The sequence below is a fragment of the Spirillospora sp. NPDC049652 genome (assembly GCF_040675125.1).
Taxonomy (GTDB): Bacteria; Actinomycetota; Actinomycetes; order Streptosporangiales; family Streptosporangiaceae; genus Spirillospora.
This window is the reverse complement of the sequence record NZ_JBFAOF010000016.1, coordinates 1-16,744: the sequence shown is the minus strand read 5'-3', so window position 1 is coordinate 16,744 and position 16,744 is coordinate 1. Positions and strand designations below refer to the sequence as shown.

The 16,744-nt window shown below is 73.1% G+C and carries 15 protein-coding genes, 1 tRNA gene and 2 pseudogenes; 9 read left to right on the top strand and 9 right to left on the bottom strand.

Features of this window, described 5'->3' with window-relative positions; all coding sequences use genetic code 11:
- Positions 1–2 precede the first annotated feature (2 nt).
- Both AB0J52_RS02670 and AB0J52_RS02665 read right to left on the bottom strand, forming a co-directional pair.
- On the bottom strand, positions 3–542 hold the full coding sequence (locus AB0J52_RS02670) for a bacterial proteasome activator family protein (RefSeq protein ID WP_500179808.1): 540 nt from the start codon (positions 540–542) through the stop codon (positions 3–5).
- Positions 543–552: 10 nt separating this feature from the next.
- Positions 553–1,515 (bottom strand): NAD(P)H-quinone oxidoreductase, encoded by a 963-nt coding sequence (locus tag AB0J52_RS02665; RefSeq protein ID WP_500179807.1) that lies wholly within the window; start codon positions 1,513–1,515, stop codon positions 553–555.
- A gap of 170 nt (positions 1,516–1,685) precedes the next feature.
- Between AB0J52_RS02665 and AB0J52_RS02660 the strand changes: the two genes are divergently transcribed.
- Both AB0J52_RS02660 and AB0J52_RS02655 read left to right on the top strand, forming a co-directional pair.
- Entirely contained in the window at positions 1,686–4,187 is a 2,502-nt protein-coding gene (locus AB0J52_RS02660) for a MinD/ParA family ATP-binding protein (protein ID WP_500179806.1), read from the top strand.
- A gap of 55 nt (positions 4,188–4,242) precedes the next feature.
- Positions 4,243–4,617, top strand: a complete 375-nt coding sequence (locus tag AB0J52_RS02655; RefSeq protein ID WP_500179805.1) for a signal peptidase I — start codon at positions 4,243–4,245, stop codon at positions 4,615–4,617.
- A 10-nt stretch (positions 4,618–4,627) separates the two neighbouring features.
- On the opposite strand, the gene AB0J52_RS02650 is transcribed toward AB0J52_RS02655, so the two are convergent.
- Together AB0J52_RS02650 and AB0J52_RS02645 are read right to left on the bottom strand one after the other, a co-directional pair.
- Positions 4,628–5,278, bottom strand: coding sequence for a hypothetical protein (locus AB0J52_RS02650; protein WP_500179804.1), 651 nt, complete (start codon positions 5,276–5,278; stop codon positions 4,628–4,630).
- A gap of 103 nt (positions 5,279–5,381) precedes the next feature.
- Positions 5,382–5,471 (bottom strand) — tRNA-Ser (locus tag AB0J52_RS02645).
- Between the two features lie 75 nt (positions 5,472–5,546).
- On the opposite strand from AB0J52_RS02645, the gene AB0J52_RS02640 reads away from it, so the two are divergent.
- A complete protein-coding gene (locus AB0J52_RS02640; protein WP_500179803.1) occupies positions 5,547–6,416 on the top strand; it encodes an alanyl-tRNA editing protein in 870 nt (289 codons plus the stop codon).
- Between the two features lie 33 nt (positions 6,417–6,449).
- Positions 6,450–6,632 (top strand): hypothetical protein, encoded by a 183-nt coding sequence (locus tag AB0J52_RS02635; protein WP_500179802.1) that lies wholly within the window; start codon positions 6,450–6,452, stop codon positions 6,630–6,632.
- A gap of 35 nt (positions 6,633–6,667) precedes the next feature.
- On the opposite strand, the gene AB0J52_RS02630 is transcribed toward AB0J52_RS02635, so the two are convergent.
- Entirely contained in the window at positions 6,668–7,438 is a 771-nt protein-coding gene (locus AB0J52_RS02630) for a M15 family metallopeptidase (RefSeq protein WP_500179801.1), read from the bottom strand.
- Between the two features lie 331 nt (positions 7,439–7,769).
- On the opposite strand from AB0J52_RS02630, the gene AB0J52_RS02625 reads away from it, so the two are divergent.
- Entirely contained in the window at positions 7,770–8,162 is a 393-nt protein-coding gene (locus tag AB0J52_RS02625; protein ID WP_500179800.1) for a hypothetical protein, read from the top strand.
- A 156-nt stretch (positions 8,163–8,318) separates the two neighbouring features.
- Here AB0J52_RS02625 and AB0J52_RS02620 read toward each other — a convergent pair whose 3' ends face one another.
- The gene (locus tag AB0J52_RS02620; RefSeq protein ID WP_500179799.1) at positions 8,319–8,777 is read right to left on the bottom strand and encodes a MarR family winged helix-turn-helix transcriptional regulator; all 459 of its coding nucleotides are present in this window, start codon (positions 8,775–8,777) and stop codon (positions 8,319–8,321) included.
- Positions 8,778–8,920: 143 nt separating this feature from the next.
- On the opposite strand from AB0J52_RS02620, the gene AB0J52_RS02615 reads away from it, so the two are divergent.
- Positions 8,921–9,931, top strand: coding sequence for a pirin family protein (locus AB0J52_RS02615; protein WP_500179798.1), 1,011 nt, complete (start codon positions 8,921–8,923; stop codon positions 9,929–9,931).
- Between the two features lie 377 nt (positions 9,932–10,308).
- On the top strand, positions 10,309–11,493 hold the full coding sequence (locus tag AB0J52_RS02610) for a DUF8462 domain-containing protein (RefSeq protein WP_500179797.1): 1,185 nt from the start codon (positions 10,309–10,311) through the stop codon (positions 11,491–11,493).
- Between the two features lie 177 nt (positions 11,494–11,670).
- Here AB0J52_RS02610 and AB0J52_RS02605 read toward each other — a convergent pair whose 3' ends face one another.
- Both AB0J52_RS02605 and AB0J52_RS02600 read right to left on the bottom strand, forming a co-directional pair.
- Positions 11,671–12,684 carry a MauE/DoxX family redox-associated membrane protein gene (locus AB0J52_RS02605; protein ID WP_500179796.1) on the bottom strand — a complete coding sequence of 338 codons (1,014 nt, stop codon included), beginning with the start codon at positions 12,682–12,684 and terminating at the stop codon, positions 11,671–11,673.
- Positions 12,636–13,646 (bottom strand): hypothetical protein, encoded by a 1,011-nt coding sequence (locus tag AB0J52_RS02600; protein ID WP_500179795.1) that lies wholly within the window; start codon positions 13,644–13,646, stop codon positions 12,636–12,638. The genes AB0J52_RS02605 and AB0J52_RS02600 overlap by 49 nt, the downstream gene beginning before the upstream one ends.
- A 321-nt stretch (positions 13,647–13,967) precedes the next feature.
- Here AB0J52_RS02600 and AB0J52_RS02595 point away from each other — a divergent pair.
- Positions 13,968–14,450 (top strand): annotated as a pseudogene (locus tag AB0J52_RS02595) (SigE family RNA polymerase sigma factor); the annotation flags it as partial.
- A 373-nt stretch (positions 14,451–14,823) separates the two neighbouring features.
- Positions 14,824–16,446 carry a long-chain fatty acid--CoA ligase gene (locus AB0J52_RS02590; RefSeq protein ID WP_500179794.1) on the top strand — a complete coding sequence of 541 codons (1,623 nt, stop codon included), beginning with the start codon at positions 14,824–14,826 and terminating at the stop codon, positions 16,444–16,446.
- Positions 16,447–16,455: 9 nt separating this feature from the next.
- On the opposite strand, the pseudogene AB0J52_RS02585 reads toward AB0J52_RS02590, so the two are convergent.
- Positions 16,456–16,744 (bottom strand): annotated as a pseudogene (locus AB0J52_RS02585) (hypothetical protein); the annotation flags it as partial.

Here is a 16,744-nt window from a genome sequence, read left to right as displayed (position 1 = left end):
GGTTACAGGTAGGGGCCCGACTGGCGGTGGTTGTCGTGGTCGTCGCCCTGCGGCTGGACCATGCCCGCCGGGAGCGCGCGGCGCATCTGCTCAAGCTGGGCGCGCGCGGCCATCTGCTGCGCGAACAGCGTGGTCTGGATGCCGTGGAACAACCCTTCCAGCCAGCCGACCAGCTGCGCCTGCGCGATCCGCAGCTCGCCCTCGCTGGGGACGGTCCCCTCGGTGAACGGCAGGGAGAGCCGTTCCAGTTCGGCGACCAGCTCGGGCGCCAGGCCGTCTTCGAGTTCCTTTATCGACGACTTGTGGATCTCACGCAGCCGGGCCCGGCTCGCCTCGTCCAGCGGGGCGGCCTTGACCTCGTCCAGGAGCTGCCGGATCATCCCGCCGATCCGCATCACCTTGGCGGGCTGCTCGACCATCTCCGCGACCGACTTCTCGTCCTTGTCGCCGTCGCCCGGGGCGCCCTCGATCGCGATCCCGTTCGGCCCGACCACCAGGACCTGCGGCTCCTGCTCCGGCTGGTTCCGCGAAGGCTCGTTCATCTCACACACCTCATCTATCCAGGGTCAGCAGGATTTTGCCGACATGTGCGCCGTCCTCCAAAAGGCGGTGGGCGTGCGCGGCCTCGGACATGGGGACGGTCCGATCCACGACCGGACGGACCCTTCCCGATTCCAGCAGAGGCCACACGTGCTCACGGACGCTCCGCACGATGTCGGCCTTCTCGTCCAACGGACGGGCGCGCAGCGAGGTTGCGTGCACCGAGCCCCGCTTCCGCAGCAGTTCGCCGAGGTCGAGTTCGGCGCGCCCGCCGCCCTGCAGCCCGATGACCGCGAGCCGTCCGTTCGGCGCGAGGGCGGCCACGTTGCGCGCCAGGTACTTCGCGCCCATGTTGTCCAGGATGACGTCGAACGGCCCGTGCTCGACGAAGTCGTCCTCGCGGTAGTTGATCGCGACGTCGGCGCCGAACTCGCGGCACCGCGCGGCCTTCGCCTCGCTGCCGACGGTGCACGCCACCGGCGACCCGAGCGCGTGCGCGAGCTGGATCGCCATGGTGCCGATCCCGCTGCCGCCGCCGTGCACGAGGAAGCGCTCGCTCGGACGCAGGTCGGCCAGCATGAAGACGTTGGACCACACCGTGCAGACGACCTCGGGCAGCCCGGCCGCCTCGACCAGGTCCACGCCCGCCGGGACGGGCAGCAGCTGACCGGCGGGGACGGCGACCTTCTCGGCGTAGCCGCCGCCTGAGAGCAGCCCGCACACCTCGTCGCCGACGGTCCAGCCGATCACGTCGTCGCCGAGCGCCGCGATCCGGCCCGAGACCTCCAGGCCGGGATACCGGGACGCGCCCGGCGGCGGATCGTAGAAGCCCTGGCGTTGCAGCACGTCGGCCCGGTTCACGGCGCTCGCCGCGACCTCGACCAGCACCTCGCCCGGGCCGGGCTCGGCATCGGGAACCTCGTCCCACTGGAGCACGTCGGCGTCTCCAGGCTCACGAATCACGATGGCGTGCATGGAGTTCACGCTACCGGGCGTCCCACCGGCCCGAACGCCGCGGCACCCATCCGGAAAAGGCGTGTAACGCCCGTGATATGCGGTAAGAAGCGTCGGTATCCTGCTCATGGTCGTTGCCGTCGTCCATGTCGGTAAAAGATCGTTTAATGGCAGCGCCGAGGGGAGTGACGGTGGCACGGAACGATCAAGACGGTCCCTCGCTGGAGGAGCGCCTCGCCTCCCTGGACGCGATGAGCGGTGAACCCGCGGGCGCGGACCGTCCCCCGTCCGACCGGCCCGGTTCCGCCGCCTCGTCCGACCGGCCCGGCGACTCCGGAGAGCCGGAGAAGCCCGGCGACGGGCCGGAGCCGAACGCGGAGACGACCATCGAACCGCCCGCCCCCGGGCCGCAGCCGGGCGCCGACGCCTACCCGCCCGGTCCCCCGCCCGGTCCCATCGGGCCCGCGCCGGGGCCGATCGGCGGCCCGCAGCCGCCGCGGCCCGACGAGGCGAACCCGTGGCTGGCCCCGCCGCCTCCGGTGGACGGCCGGCCCGCCCCGCCTCCGCCGCCCTACGGCGACCTTCCGGCGCCGCCGCCCTACGCGGCCTCGCCGCCACCGTTCGCGGGCGGTCCGCAGCCTTACGAGGCCGCGCCCGTCCCGCCCGCCGCGTACCCGGGCGCGCCCGGAAACGACCCGAACGCCGCAGGTCAGGGCTTCTCCGGTGCCCAGGTCCCCGGTATGCCCGGTCCGGAGGGCCAGGGGCCGCCGCCCTTCGGCGTCCCGGCCGTCCCGCCGCCGTACGCGCCCAACGACCCGTCCGGCTCGTCCTGGGGTCCGCCCCCGATGGACACGCCGTACCCGCCCGGCAACGGCGCTCCGGTTCCGCCGCCTCCCGGCTCCGACCAGTTCGGCGAGCCGGGGGCGTTCCCGGCCTACCCCGGCGCCCTGAGCGACCAGCCTCCGCACGCCACCCCCGCCGGGCCGACCGCTTCCGACGACCCGGAGGCCGGAGCCGACGCGCAGCAGCCCTTCTCCGGCCGCCCCGGCGACACCGCCTTCTCCCAGGGCCCCTCTCCGGAAGGCGGCCACACGCCTGGCACCGGGCCTGAGCACGGAAACTCACCTGCGGCCGCCTCCGGCTTCGCGCCCTCATCCGACGCCGGTTTCGCGCCCGCGCCCGACTCCGGTTTCGCGCCTGCGCCCGAAGGCGGCTTCACGTACGCGGCCAACGGCGGGGCGGAAGGCGGGTTCACGCCCGCGCCCGGTTCCGGGTACGGAGCCCCGGCCGAAGGCGGTTACCCGCCGGGTGCGCCCAACGCCGCGCCCGATACGGGATACGGCGCTCCGGTGGAGGGCGGTTATCCGCCCGGTACACCCAGTTCCGCGCCCGAAGGCGGTTATGCGCCGGGGACCGACGGTGGCTTCGCGGCTCCACCCGAAGGCGGTTCGCCCTACGCGCCCCACGGGTACGGTCCCGTGCCTGGTGGCGCGGGCTTCCCGCCCGGTCCGGACGCTGGGTACGCCCCCGGGATGGGGCAGCAGGGTGTTCCGGCCGCGCCTGCGGATGCGCAGGGCGCGCATCCCGGCATGGTCGTCCCGCCGCCGGGCGGCTACGAGACGCCAGGCGCTTACGGAGCGCCCGGCGCTCCGGGATACGCGCCGCAGCCCGGCCAGCCCGTTCACCCCGGGCAGCCCGGCCAGCCCGGGCAGCCTGGTCAGCCGGGGCACCCGCCGCAGCCCGCGCAGCCGCAGGGCGCCGAGAGCCTCAGCTCGGAGAACCTGCTCGGCGAGCGCAAGATCGCGCCGTCCGGCGGGTGGCGGCGCGCGGTGTACAAGGCGACGGCCGGCAGCATCCACCCCGGCGAGTCGTCCGCGGAGCTGCGCCGCAAGGACCTGGTCGCGCGCGCCCGGACGATGGTCGCGGGCGGCCACCACCGGGTCGCGGTGATGTCGCTGAAGGGCGGCGTCGGCAAGACGACGACCACGACCGGGCTCGGCTCGATGCTGTCGTCGCTGCGCGGCGACCGCGTGATCGCCGTGGACGCCAACCCCGACCGCGGGACGCTGAGCGACAAGGTCCGGCTGGAGACGGCCGCGACCGTCCGCGACCTGCTGAACAACCGCGACCGCGTGCACCGGTACGCCGACGTCCGCGCGTTCACCTCGCAGAACGAGGCGCGGCTGGAGATCCTGGCGTCCGACCGCGACCCGGCGGTCAGCGAGGCGTTCAGCGCCGAGGACTACTCGGCCGTCGCGGTCGTCCTGGAGCAGTACTACTCGGTCTGCATCACCGACTGCGGCACCGGTCTGCTGCACAGCGCGATGGCGGGCGTGCTCGCGCTCGCCGACCAGCTCGTCCTGGTGAGCTCCCCCTCGGTGGACGGCGCGCGCTCGGCGAGCGCCACGCTCGACTGGCTGGAGGCGCACGACCACGGCCACCTGGTGCGCAACGGCGTGGTGGTGCTGTCGATGGTCCGCAACCGCACCCGCAGCCAGGTCGACCTGGACAAGCTCCAGGCGCACTTCGAGTCGCGGTGCCGCGCGGTCGTCCGGATCCCCTACGACGACCACCTGGAGGAGGGCGCGGAGCTGGAGCTGGAGGCGCTCGCCCCCGCGACCCGCGAGGCATACCTGCAGCTCGCGGCCGTCGTCGGCGACGGTTTCGCCTGGCAGCGCCCGTCCGCGACCTGACCGTCCGGCCGCCCGTCCCCCCGGCGCGCGGGGACGGGCGCTAAGGTCGCTCGTCGTGGGAGACGCGGACGACGGGATCTACGTGGGCCGGGCGCCGGTGGACGCGGCGGGCGACCGGGGTTGGCTGCTCGGGCACTTCAAGCCCGACGGCGACATCCGGCACAGCGACGCCGTCGAGATCAAGTGGGGCGTGCATCCGGCCGGGGAGCGGCGCGCCCAGTGGGCGACCGGCGATGAGCGGACGGCCCTGCTGGTGCTGATCGGCGGCCGGTTCCGGATGGAGTTCCCCGGACGGGACGTCGTGCTCACCGAGCAGGGCGACTACGTCGTCTGGGACAAGGTCGACCACTCGTGGGAGGCCGAGGAGGACTCGACCGTGCTGACCGTCCGGTGGCCGTCGATCCCGGGTTTCGCCGTCCCGCAGGAGTGAGGGAACGCGGCTACTCCTCCGCGCGCGACACGACGTTCTCGCTCGTCACGATGCGGATCCTCCGGTCGTGCGCGGTCAGCACCTCGGTGTACGGGCTGCGCACGTCCATCACGTAACCGGTGACGGCGCCGCCGTCCTTCAGGACGAGGCGTTCCTCCGGCACCCAGACCGTGTCGGTGAGCCCGGCCAGCGCGAACAGCGCCAGCCACACCATGACGCCGAGGTGCGCGGACGCCCGCTCCAGCCATCCCCGCGCCCGGCCGTCCCGCTGGACGGCCAGCAGGAACGCCGAGCTGAGCGCCAGCACGACCAGCAGCGTCGCCCAGTCCCGCAGAGTGATCAGCGCGGCGGCGAACACGCCGACGAGGACGGCCAGCATGACCAGGTCGTGCGGTCTCCAGTTCCGTTCGCGCAGCCGCCGGACGTGGTGCACGACCGCGACCGGCAGGACCAGGGCGAGGAGCACGGCGGTGAAGCCCGCCGCGCCGAGGAACGTGCCGACGACCACGCCGATCACGTCGTCGAAGTTGACGGTGTCGGCGAGGGCGAACGCGACGTCCCAGTTGTAGTGCGCGACCGCGAGGAGCCGCAGCAGCAGGAACAGCAGGCCGCCGAGCGCCACCGCGTTGGCCCTGGAGGTCGTGTCACTCGGCTTCGGCACCGTTCGATGATTCCGAAGCCGCGACAAGCGGGCGGCCAACCTTGGGCAAAGGGTCGTCCGGGGAAAAGGAAGAACCCCCGGGTGGGATTCGGGGGTTCGTACGCGGAGGCTGTGGGATTCGAACCCACGGAACCGGGAGTGCCGGCTCGACGGTTTTCAAGACCGTTGCCCTCGTCCACTAGGCGAAGCCTCCTGGGACATCCCCACCTTAGCGTGCGGGAAGAGGGCGACGTCCGGGCGAGACGGGCGCGGTTGGTAGCTTCGCGGGATGGGGGACATCAAGGAGTCGACCGCGGTGACCTTCCCGAGAGGCGAGGTCAGCGGCCGGTCGCGGGTGGTCGCCGCCGCTCCCGTGGACGGCGGCTACGGCGTGGTCGTGGCGGAGACGCCGTTCCATCCGCTGGACGGCACGTGGCCCGACCAGCCGGCCGACACCGGCGTGCTGCGCTGGGACGAGCTGGAGCTGCGGGTCGCCGACTGCGTGACCGGGGCCGCGCCGCTGACCGGCGGGCCGCTGCTGACCGGCGAGGACATCCCGGTCCGGCGCGGCGACCCGGACTGGGCCTGGCTGGTCGTGCACGTCCTGGAGCGGCGCGTCCCGGAGGGCGAGCTGGTCGAGCTGGACGTCGAGCCGGTGCGGCGGCGGGCGCTGTCGGCCGGGCACACCGCCTGCCACCTGATGGCGCTCGCGCTGAACGAGGCGCTCGCGGAGCGGTGGCGCAAGGACGCGCCGCGCACCGACGCCCTGGGCCGACCCGACTTCGACCAGCTCGCGATCACCGCGTCCCGGATCGTCCCGGACGGCAGCGTCGACACCTACCGGATCGGCAGGTCGCTGCGGAAGCGGGGCTTCGACCCGGACGGCCTGCGCGACCAGCTCGACGGGATCGCGGCGTCGGTGAACGCGCGGCTCGGGGACTGGATCGACGCGGACGTCCCGGTCCGGGTGGACGCGCCGTCCGACGAGCTCGCCGCGCGCCGGGTCTGGCGCTGCGACCTGCCCGAAGGGCACGCGTCACTGCCGTGCGGCGGCACCCACCTGCGGCGCACGGGGGAGCTGTCGATGGCGGGCGTCCGGCTGGAGCTGTCGGAGTCCGGTGACGAGCTGGTCGTGGAGACAAGAGTGGAAACGGCATGAAACGCCCGGAAGGGTTCCGTTACTCTTCAGCGCATGTCGCAGCAGACGCCGAATGATCCGGCCGGCACCACCCACCAGTTCGAGAACTTCGTCGCCAAGGCGCAGCAGCAGCCCGAGAAGAAGGTGTCCGGCGGCAACGTCGGCCTGATCATCGGTGTCGTGGCCGTGGTGGTCGTCGCCGCCGTCCTGGGGATCGCGCTCGTCGCGATGATGTAGCGGGGCCGGCCAGGAGCCTGCCGCCCCTGATGCCGCTAGTGGCCGGTGCTGGAGAAGTGCTGGTAGTCGCGGGTGCCGGACCACGACCCGCCCCAGCCCCAGCCGATCGAGGCGAACGCCTTGACCGTGGAGTCCCCCGCGTGGATGAGCCCGGGGTCGCGGCGCGAACGGTCGCCGAACTTCACGCAGCGCGGATGCTCGATGTGCCCGTCGGCCGTGACGTACGGGTTCTCGCAGGGGTTGAGGTCGACGGCGAGCCCGTAGGCGTGCTGCGACCAGTGCCCCGCGCCCGTGGCGTTGCGGCAGTTGAACGCCGAGGTGTTGTCGTCCTCGATGGAGTCGAAGTCGCTGCCCTTGTAGGCGTCCACCGGCACCATCTTGTGGATCGGGTACTTGTTCTCGAACAGCTTGCGGAACACGCCGGCGAGCTTGTTGGCGGCGGAGGCGTTGACCACGAGCCGCCCGTTCGGATGCGGCCGCCCGTCCATGCCCCAGTAGTTCATCACGATCATGCGCAGGCCGGACGGCGGGACCGGGCAGCCCGAGCGCCACGAGTGCGACAGGTCCTTCGCGGTCACCTTGGTGATGTCCGCGTGGAAGCGGCTCAGGTCCTGCGTCGGCGACGACGTGGCGGTCGCCGTGCCGACGGTGCCGCCCGGGCTGGTCGCGACGGGCGGCGTGGCGGGTGACCCGCCCGACGGGTGCTTCGACTCCCCGTGTCCGCATCCGGTCGCCGCGGCCGAGGCGACGGCGAGCGCGGCGGCGAGGACGGCGGCCCGGCGGCCCGTCCCGCCGCGGGCGAGCACGGAGGCGCCGCGAGGCGCCCCGCTGACTGCCGGAAAGGCGGAGCCGCGATTGGTTCCGGCGGGTACGGGAACAGGGCCGGTCGGACGGCGGGACGGGCCCGCCGCGCCGGGGCGGACGGCACGGATCCGGGAGCTGGGAGTCCGGTGGAACGGCATTTCAGCAGGATGACACGGGCGGCGACCTTCGCGTGGGACCTTCGGTTCGCTACCGTGCGAGCAGGGGCGTGCCCTCACCGGCGGCCCGACGCACGACCGGAACCGGGCCCGCGGACGACCGGAACGACGTGGACACGCCGGTGATGCGGGCCCCCGCCCGGTCCGAGGGGGAGCGATGACCCAACCGCGGGACGATCAGGTCCCGAGCCTGGAAGACGAGATCTTCGCGGTGGCGTCCACAGTGGAGGCGCCGCCGTCCGACCAGCCCCGGCTGCGCTGGGAGCGGCCGCCCCGGCTGCCCGGCCGCAGCGACCTGTGGACGGGCGCGGCGGGCGCGCTGACGTTCGCGCTGGTCGACCTGGTGATGATGTACGCGCCGATGATGATGGCCCGGCGCGCGAGCACGCTGCCGCAGTTCGTGGCGCTGGTCGTGGTCGCGTTCGGGCTCGGCTCGCTGCTGGTCTGGAAGGTCGGGGGGCGGGGGCGGCCGTTCGGCTTCGGGATGATGATCTGCTGGGGGTTCCTGACCCTGGTGTCGGTCGGCTTCCTGACCGGCCTCAGCCTCTGACCGCCGCGCGTGCCGCGCGTGCCGCGCGGGGCGAGGCCGGGCCGGACGGAGCGGATCCCGCCGGACGCCGGTCCGGTCGGGGCGGACCCGGCCTGAGCGCCATGGCAGGGCGGGGCGGACCCGGCCTGAGCGCCATGGCAGGGCGGGGCGGAGCGGTCAGGCGGAGTCGATGCGCTTGAGGACGGCGGTGAAGGCTCGTCCGATCGCCTCCAGGTCGGACGGCTCGACGACGTCCACGAAGTAGTCCCGGACGGTCTCGACGTGGTCGCGGGCCGCGCGGTCGAGGGCCTCGAAGCCCGCGTCGGTGAGGAACGCGTACACCCCGCGCTTGTCGTTCGGGCAGTTGTCCCGGCGGACCAGGCCCTTGGACTCCAGCCGCGAGCAGGTGTGGGAGAGCCGGCTGCGGGACTGGCTGGCGTGCTCGGCCAGTTCGGCCATGCGGAGCCTGCGTTCGGGGGCCTCGGAGAGGCGGACCAGGATCTCGTACTCCGAGACCGACAGGCCGTGCTTGGCCTTGAGGTCCCGGTCCATGATCTCGGTGAGGCGGACGCTGCCGTCCACGAAGGCCCGCCAGTCGCGTTGCTGGGCGGCGCCGAGCCAGCGCGGTTCTGTCATGCCCGGCAGTATAACGTCCAGGTTGAACATTCAACTAACCTGCCCTACAGTGAGGCTCCGGCCGGAATAGTTGAACCTTCAATCGTGTTCCGGTCCACGAAAGCCCCGGGCGCCGGTCCGGGACCCGACCGAGAGGAGACGCCATGCCCGCCGTGCTGGCCGACCCGATGACCCTGCCCCGCCTGCCGCGCCTGGGCCGGGAGGGCACCGACTGGCGGCGCGTGGCCAAGGTCGTCACCGCCGAGAGGCACGTGGAGGGCGAGGGCTTCCAGGTCCGCCGCCCGTTCCCGTCCGTGAGCCTGGCCATGGCCGACCCGTTCCTCCTCCTGGACCACATGGGGGCGGTCGAGTACGCGCCGGGCGAGGCGATGGGCACCCCCTGGCACCCGCACCGGGGCTTCGAGACCGTCACCTACATCATCGACGGCGCCTTCCAGCACCACGACACCACCGGTGGCGGCGGCCTGATCTCGGACGGCGCGACGCAGTGGATGACCGCGGGAGCGGGCATCCAGCACATCGAGCAGCCGCCGCCGGAGCTGGTCGCCAAGGGCGGCCTGTTCCACGGCGTCCAGCTCTGGGTGAACCTGCCGCGCGCCGAGAAGTGGACCAAGCCGCGCTACCAGGACATCCGCGCGCAGGACGTCAAGCTGCTGTCGTCCGACGACGGCTCGTCCCTCGTGCGCGTGATCGCCGGGCAGGTCGGCGGGTTCGACGGACCGGGCATCACCCACACGCCGATCACCTACCTGCACGCGACGATCGCCCCCGGCGCGCGGCTCACGCTGCCGTGGCCGCGCGACTTCAACGCCGTCGCCTACGTCCTGTCCGGACGTGGCACGGTCGGCGTCGAGGAGATCGGGCTGGAGGAGGGCCAGCTCGCGGCGTTCGCCGGTTCGCACCACCAGGGTGAGACGGACGGGCTGATGCTGCGCGCGGCCGAGTCGCAGCCGGTCGCGGGCAAGAACGGCTGGGAGGTCCTGATCCTCGGCGGCATGCCGCTGCGCGAGCCGGTCGCCCGCTACGGGCCGTTCGTGATGAACACCCGGGACGAGATCGTCCAGGCGTTCGAGGACTTCCAGGCCGGACGGATGGGGACCATCCCCGCCGAGAAGCTCCCGCACCTGTCCGAGCGCGACGAACCCCTCGCGTAGGGCCGCACGGCCGGCCCGACGGGCCGGAAACCCCACCTCGGGGGTGGCCGGAATCCGGGGCCGGACGGGCGGAAACGCGCTCGATGTCGGGACGATGCACGCGAAACGACCACGCCTCCGCGAGGCGTGGTCGTTTCTTTGCGAGGCGGGATGACGGCGGCCGAGAGGATGCGTTACTGTGTTCGAACGGTTCGAACACAGGTTCGAGCAACCTCGACCCGCTCCGTCCGGAGGTCCGCATGGTGGCGACGGTGGCCGCTTCCGCGCAATCGCACTCGCGCCCGCGAGTGCGCGCGGGCGCGACACGCCGTACGCCTTTCTACGGAAATCTACGGCCGCAGCTATACGGACTCATAGAGTCCGAGACCGTGGATCCCGTGCGCAACCCCTACGCCCCGGGCGCGGGCCAGCGCCCACCCGAACTGGCCGGGCGCGACCGCGAGCTGCGGCAGTTCGAGGTCGTGCTGGAGCGGGTGGCCCGCGGCCGGCCCGAGCGCAGCATGATCATCACCGGCCTGCGCGGCGTCGGCAAGACCGTGCTGCTCAACACCTTCCGGTCGATGGCGATGCAGCGACTGTGGGGCACCGGCAAGATCGAGGCTCGACCCGACCAGTCGATCCGACGTCCCGTCGCGTCCGCGCTGCACATGGCCGTCCGCGAGCTCGCGCCCCGGCACCGCGCGCCCGACCGCATCGAGGGCTTCCTCGGCGTGCTCAAGGCGTTCGCGCAGGCCGGGCCCGAGGAGGACGCCAAGGGGAAGGCGCGCGTGCACCGCTGGCAGCCGGGCATCGACGTGCCCGCCTCACGCGGCCGCGCCGACTCCGGCGACCTCGAGATCGACCTCACCGAGCTGCTCACCGACGCGGCGTCGGTCGCCACCGACGTCGGCGCTGGCATCGCCCTGTTCGTCGACGAGATGCAGGACGTCCCCGCCGACGACGTGTCCGCGCTGTGCGCCGCCTGCCACGAACTGTCGCAGAGCGGCGGCCCGCTGATCGTGGTGGGCGCCGGGCTGCCGCACCTGCCCGCCGTCCTGTCGGCGAGCAAGTCCTACTCCGAGCGGCTGTTCCGGTACACCCGCATCGACCGGCTCGACCGCGCGTCCGCCGACGTCGCGCTGCTCGCGCCCGCCGAGCGCGAGGACGTCACCTTCACCGAGGACGCCCTCGACGCCCTGTACGGCGCGGCCGACGGCTACCCCTACTTCGTCCAGGCGTACGCGAAGGTCGCCTGGGACGTCGCCCCAGACACCCCGATCACCGTCGACGACGTCAAGGTCGCCGCCCCGGAGGCCGAGAGCGAGCTCGCGGTGGGCTTCTTCGGCAGCCGCTACGAGCGCGCGACCCCCGCCGAACGCGACTACATGCGCGCCATGGCCGCGCTCGGCGACGACCCCGTCCCCACCGCCGCCGTGGCCGAGGAGCTGGGGCGCAAGCCGTCCAGCCTCTCGCCCGCCCGCGACGGCCTGATCAAGAAAGGACTCATCTACAGCGCCGAGCGCGGCCTGGTGGCCTTCACCGTCCCGCACTTCGGCGGCTTCCTGCGCTCCCAGCCGGCCTAGCCGCGCCCGGACCACGACTCGTCAGCCTTCTCTACGGTTCTCTAACGTCGCAGGTAGAAGCCGGTAGACGGACGCATCGTCCAGCGTCGCGAGCCCTTTCTACCGTTGTCTCGCGCCGACGCTAGAAGCGTGTAGACCATCCTGACGAGTGAAGTATCAGGGTGCCTAGCGTGAGCGCTAGAGAGCCGTAGATTTCGTGATGGGCATCCCATCGCCTTCTCTACGGTCATCTTGGGATGTCCCTAGAAAGCCGTAGAGAAGGCTCGCGTCCGTGGCCGCCGGGGCTGCGTTCGGGAGGAGGGCGTAGCGGACCTCGCGGGCGCGTGCCGCGGTGGAGACGGCGAAGACGATGTCCACCTCGGTGCCGTGGAGACGCGCCCGGTAAACCAGGAAGCGGTGGCAGCCCTCGCGCCACACGTCCATCGGAACGGCACTGACCAGCGCGTTCTCGAAGGTGAGCCACGCGCTGCTGGCGTGCAGGGTCGCCAGGGTCTCCGAGAGGGGGCTGGCTCGCCGCTCGCACGGGACGTCCTGGCGGGTGCGGCGTCCGAGGCCCCGGGCACGGCCGTGTGGACGGCCCCCGCCGCGTCCGAGCCGGCACAGGAAAGCCAGCTCGGGGGAGAGCGAGGCGAACAACGCCAGTTCCAGCAGCAGCACGCCCGTCACCCGGCCGCCGTGCTCCAGGCGCGGCACGTCCACTCCCGGATGGGACGCGCCGAGCGACACCACGGCGGCGGCCGTGAACAGCGCCGCCCGCAGGACGCTGCGCCGTCCGACCCGCTTCGCGCTGAGCCCGCCGAAGCAGCCGCAGCCCGCTTCCGGCCGGCGTGCCCGTAGTTCCAGCACCGCCCAGGTCGCGCACGCGAATCCCACCGCCGCCACGACGCGTACGAGGATCCCGGACGACAGCAGGAGGGCCAGCCCGAGCAGTCCCTCGGCCATACCCAGCGTGATCCCGGCCCGGCGTCCGCGCAGGAGGAGCAGCACATGCGCCGGGCGCTGCGCGATCGGGACGCCGTGCACCCGCACCCCCGCATGCCTGTGCGGAGTCGCCGCGACCGGCTCGCGCACGGCCAGTTTCGCCAGGCACGCCGCCAGCAGCACTCCCGCCAGCAGCAGCACCTGGACGTTCTGCACCACCGTCACCATGTCCCGGCCTCCGATCCCCACCGCGCCGTCGCGTTGAAGCACCCCGCGTCCAGGTCCCCGCCCAGGGCGGCGAACGCCGCTGGTCCGAGTTCCGCGATCCGGCCGCGCGGGGACGTTCCGCATTCCACGCAGCGGTCGCAGAACCGTGCCGCGACGCATCCGCATTCGGCGACGGTCAGCCCAGCACCGCGACCGGAGCACTCGTTGACCACGTCCAGGCCGCTGCCCAGGGACAGCAGCGGCAGCGGGACGCAGCCGGGAGGCGCCTCCCCGCACCCCCCGGCCACCCCCTCTCCATCCACCGCCGGGTACGCGATCGCGCGATCCGGCGGACCTCCCCCCGGTCCGGAGGCGAAGGTCGTGCCGTCTCCCATGCCGGTGCTCTGCGGAGCGCCCGGCCAGCCCGACCAGGTCACGGTGCCGCGCACGACCGCTGGGACGGGCGCGTGCGGCGCGGGCGGGGCCAGATCTCCAGCCCGGTGGCCGGGCTGGGACGTGGCGGGTGCGACCGCGCGCGGACCGGCGGCCGAGCGGACGCACACGACGTCCACCAGGTAGCCCGTCTCCAGGCGCGGATGCCGTACCTGGACGAGCCGGAACGCCCGCGGGTCGAGGGCGACCCGGGCGCGGCCCCGGTGCGGTCCGAGGTCGACCTCCAGCATGTCCGGACGCGCGGAGAGCAGGGTCCCGGCCACCCGGCCGATGTCCACCCAGACGCGGTCGGCGGCGAGGCCGTCCGCGTCCATCCGGACCACCGCCTGCCTGCCGGGACGCAGCGCGGCGGGGCCCCCGCGCCCGCCGTGCCACACCGCCGTGGTCGGCGTCATCGGCAGCCGGGCCTCGCCGGTCGCCGTGTCCAGGACCAGCACGTGCGGGCTCGCGTCCAGCACCGCCCCGGTCAGGACGCGCAGTGGAGGAGCGGCGGGCGCGGGCGGCGGCGGTCCGCCGCCCAGCACGGCCCGGCGGTAGCGCCGCCGGACGGACGGGTCGCGCGGTGCGGGCATGGCTGTCCTCCGGCTGTCAGTCGGTGCAGTCAAGGTTCACGCGGAGTGGTCACCCTGTCGACGGATTTGTCGTCATAAGTCGCCGGGCGGATTGCTTTTCCCCTACTCGGGCGAATCATCCTCCACCGGGTTGACCCGAATATGCCGAATCTGATGGCCCGGAATTACGATCACCGTGTCATGGTCGAAGCGGGTCGGGATCTTCGGCGGCGGTCGCGGCGCGCGGCCGTCCGGGGTTTGCGGACCCGTCCGCCGGAGCCGCCCGCGCCCGTCGCCGGCGCGCTCGCCGGCGGGCACCGCGCGACCGGACCCGGTGGTGAAGTGACCAGCACACGGCACGAGGAGTTCCGCGCCTACGTGGCGGCGCGCGGGCCCGTCATGCTGCGCGCCGCGATGCGCCTCACCGGCGACCGCGCCGAGGCCGAGGACCTGCTCCAGGCCGCGCTCGCCAAGACCTACCTCGCCTGGGACCGCATCCACGACCGCGCCGCCGTGGACGGCTACGTCCGGCGCGCCATGGTCAACACGCAGATCTCCTGGTGGCGGCGGCGGAAGCTGGAGATCTACCCCACCGACGAGCTGCCCGACCGTCCGGTGCCCGACCACGCCGGCCGCAGCGAGATGCAGGACGCCCTCGGCCGCGCGCTCGGCCGCCTCCCGGCCCGGCAGCGCGCCGCCGTCGTCCTGCGCTACTACGAGGACATGCCCGAGGCCGAGATCGCGGAGGTCCTCGGCATCAGCGTGGGCACCGTGAAGAGCACCGTCTCGCGCGCCATGGCCAAGCTCCGCGACGACGCCAGCCTGGAGGCCGACTTCCCGCAGCCGAACAGCCACGCTTCCGCCGCCGACGAACCCCACTCGCACACCGGCGGGCCAAGCGAGGACCAGCCACGCCCGAACACCCACGCCGAAGAAAGGCACCGCCCGGACGACACGTCCCACGACAGGCGTCAACGCACCGCCGAGGGTGAGAACGACGCCCAGCGGGACGGGCCGGCCGACTGAGGGCGGGACGGCGGACGAGTCCGGCGGGCGGCCTGGCGATCGTGCCTGCTTACGGGGTGGATCGGCCGGTCCGGTAAGGAGCGTCGGCGAGTTGGCTCCGGGGTACTGACAAGCGACCCGCCCAGCCACCAGAATCCGGTTCACCATCTGGAACCGGACATGGAGGCGCGCCGTGTGGAGCACCATGCAGGACGTCCCGCTGACCATCAGCTCGATCATGCGGTTCGGAACCGGGACGTTCGGGACGCGCGAGGTCGTGACCTGGACCGCGGACGGTCCGCGCCGCCGGACGTTCGCGCAGGTCGGCGAGCGCGCCGCCCGCCTCGCGAACGCGCTGCGCGGCCTCGGCGTGGACGGCGACCAGCGGGTCGGCACGTTCATGTGGAACAACGCCGAGCACCTGGAGGCGTACCTGGCGATCCCGTCCATGGGCGCGGTGCTGCACACGCTCAACATCCGGCTGTCGGCGGACCAGCTCGCCTACATCGCGGGCCACGCCGAGGACCGGGTCGTCCTGGTCGACGCCTCGCTCGTGCCGCTGCTGGCGTCCGTCCTGCCGGACATGAAGACCGTCCGGCACGTGGTCGTCGTCGGTGACGCCGACACCGCTCCGCTCGACGGCGCGGGCAAGGAACTGCACTCGTACGAGGACCTCCTCGCCGCCGCCTCCCCCGAGTTCGCCTGGCCCGAGCTGGACGAACGCCAGGCCGCTGCCATGTGCTACACGAGCGGGACGACCGGCAACCCGAAGGGCGTCGCGTACTCGCACCGGTCGTCGTACCTGCACTCGATGTCCGCCGCGACGGGCAACGGGTTCGGGCTCAGCGCGTCCGACCGGGTGCTGCCCGTCGTGCCGATGTTCCACGCGAACGCCTGGGGGCTGCCCTACGCGGCGCTGCTCGCCGGGGCGACGCTGATCATGCCGGACCGGTTCCTGCAGGCCGCGCCGCTGGTCGAGCTGATCGAGACGGAGCGTCCGACGATCGCGGGCGCCGTCCCGACGATCTGGGCGGACGTGCTGCGGCACGTCCAGGAGCACGGCGGCGACCTGTCCTCGCTGCGGCTCGTGCCGTGCGGCGGGTCGGCGGTGCCGGAGTCGCTGCTGCGCGGCTTCGACGAGATCGGCGTCCGGATCGTCCAGGCGTGGGGGATGACGGAGACCTCGCCGGTCGCGACGGTCGCGCACGCGCCGCTCGGCACGTCCGGGGACGAGGCCGTCCGGTACCGGGTCACGCAGGGGCGGGTGCTGGCCGGGCTGGAGGTGCGGATCGTCGGGGACGGCGACCGCGTCATGCCGAACGACGGGACCTCGGTCGGCGAGGTCGAGAACCGCGGGCCGTGGATCACCGCCGGGTACGTCAAGGACGAGGACGCGGGCCGGTTCCACGACGGGTGGCTGCGCACCGGCGACGTCGGGACGCTCAGCCCGGACGGCTACCTCGTGCTGACCGACCGGGCCAAGGACGTGATCAAGTCCGGCGGCGAGTGGATCTCCTCGGTCGAGCTGGAGAACCGGCTGATGGCGCACCCGGACGTGATCGAGGCGGCGGTCGTCGGCGTCCCGGATGACCGCTGGCAGGAGCGGCCGCTCGCGTCGGTCGTCCTGCGCGAGGGCGCGACCGCCACGGCGGAGGGGCTGCGCGAGTTCCTCGGCGAGCACGTCCCGCACTGGCAGCTGCCGGAGCGCTGGACGTTCATCGCCGAGGTCCCGAAGACGAGCGTCGGGAAGTTCGACAAGAAGGTGATCCGCCGCCACTACGCGGACGGCGACCTCACCATCGAGCACCTGGGCTGAGCCCCCGCGTCAGCCCCGGTCCGCGACCTTGTTGAGTTCGGCCTGGTAGTAGAGGCGGCCGAAGCCGAGGACCGTCAGCCCGAGACCGTACCTCTGCCTGAAGGTCGTTCGGTGGCCGGTCTGGGGCGACCGGTCCTGCGCCTCGGCGATCGCGCCCCCGAACTTGTAGAGGACGGCCAGCGGCCAGGCGCTGAACCCGAGCCAGCCGACCACCACCGCGACGTACCCGTACCCGCCGGTCATCAGCCCCGGCGAGAAGACGAGCAGCGGCCAGGCGGCGCACGCGCCTCCGCCGACC

Coding starts and splice junctions, on each gene's coding strand:
- AB0J52_RS02670 (WP_500179808.1), bottom strand. CDS start 542: ATGAACGAGCCTTCGCGGAACCAGCCGGAGCAGGAGCCGCAGGTCCTG.
- AB0J52_RS02665 (WP_500179807.1), bottom strand. CDS start 1,515: ATGCACGCCATCGTGATTCGTGAGCCTGGAGACGCCGACGTGCTCCAG.
- AB0J52_RS02640 (WP_500179803.1), top strand. CDS start 5,547: ATGGGGGACATCAAGGAGTCGACCGCGGTGACCTTCCCGAGAGGCGAG.
- AB0J52_RS02635 (WP_500179802.1), top strand. CDS start 6,450: ATGTCGCAGCAGACGCCGAATGATCCGGCCGGCACCACCCACCAGTTC.
- AB0J52_RS02625 (WP_500179800.1), top strand. CDS start 7,770: ATGACCCAACCGCGGGACGATCAGGTCCCGAGCCTGGAAGACGAGATC.
- AB0J52_RS02620 (WP_500179799.1), bottom strand. CDS start 8,777: ATGACAGAACCGCGCTGGCTCGGCGCCGCCCAGCAACGCGACTGGCGG.
- AB0J52_RS02615 (WP_500179798.1), top strand. CDS start 8,921: ATGCCCGCCGTGCTGGCCGACCCGATGACCCTGCCCCGCCTGCCGCGC.
- AB0J52_RS02600 (WP_500179795.1), bottom strand. CDS start 13,646: ATGCCCGCACCGCGCGACCCGTCCGTCCGGCGGCGCTACCGCCGGGCC.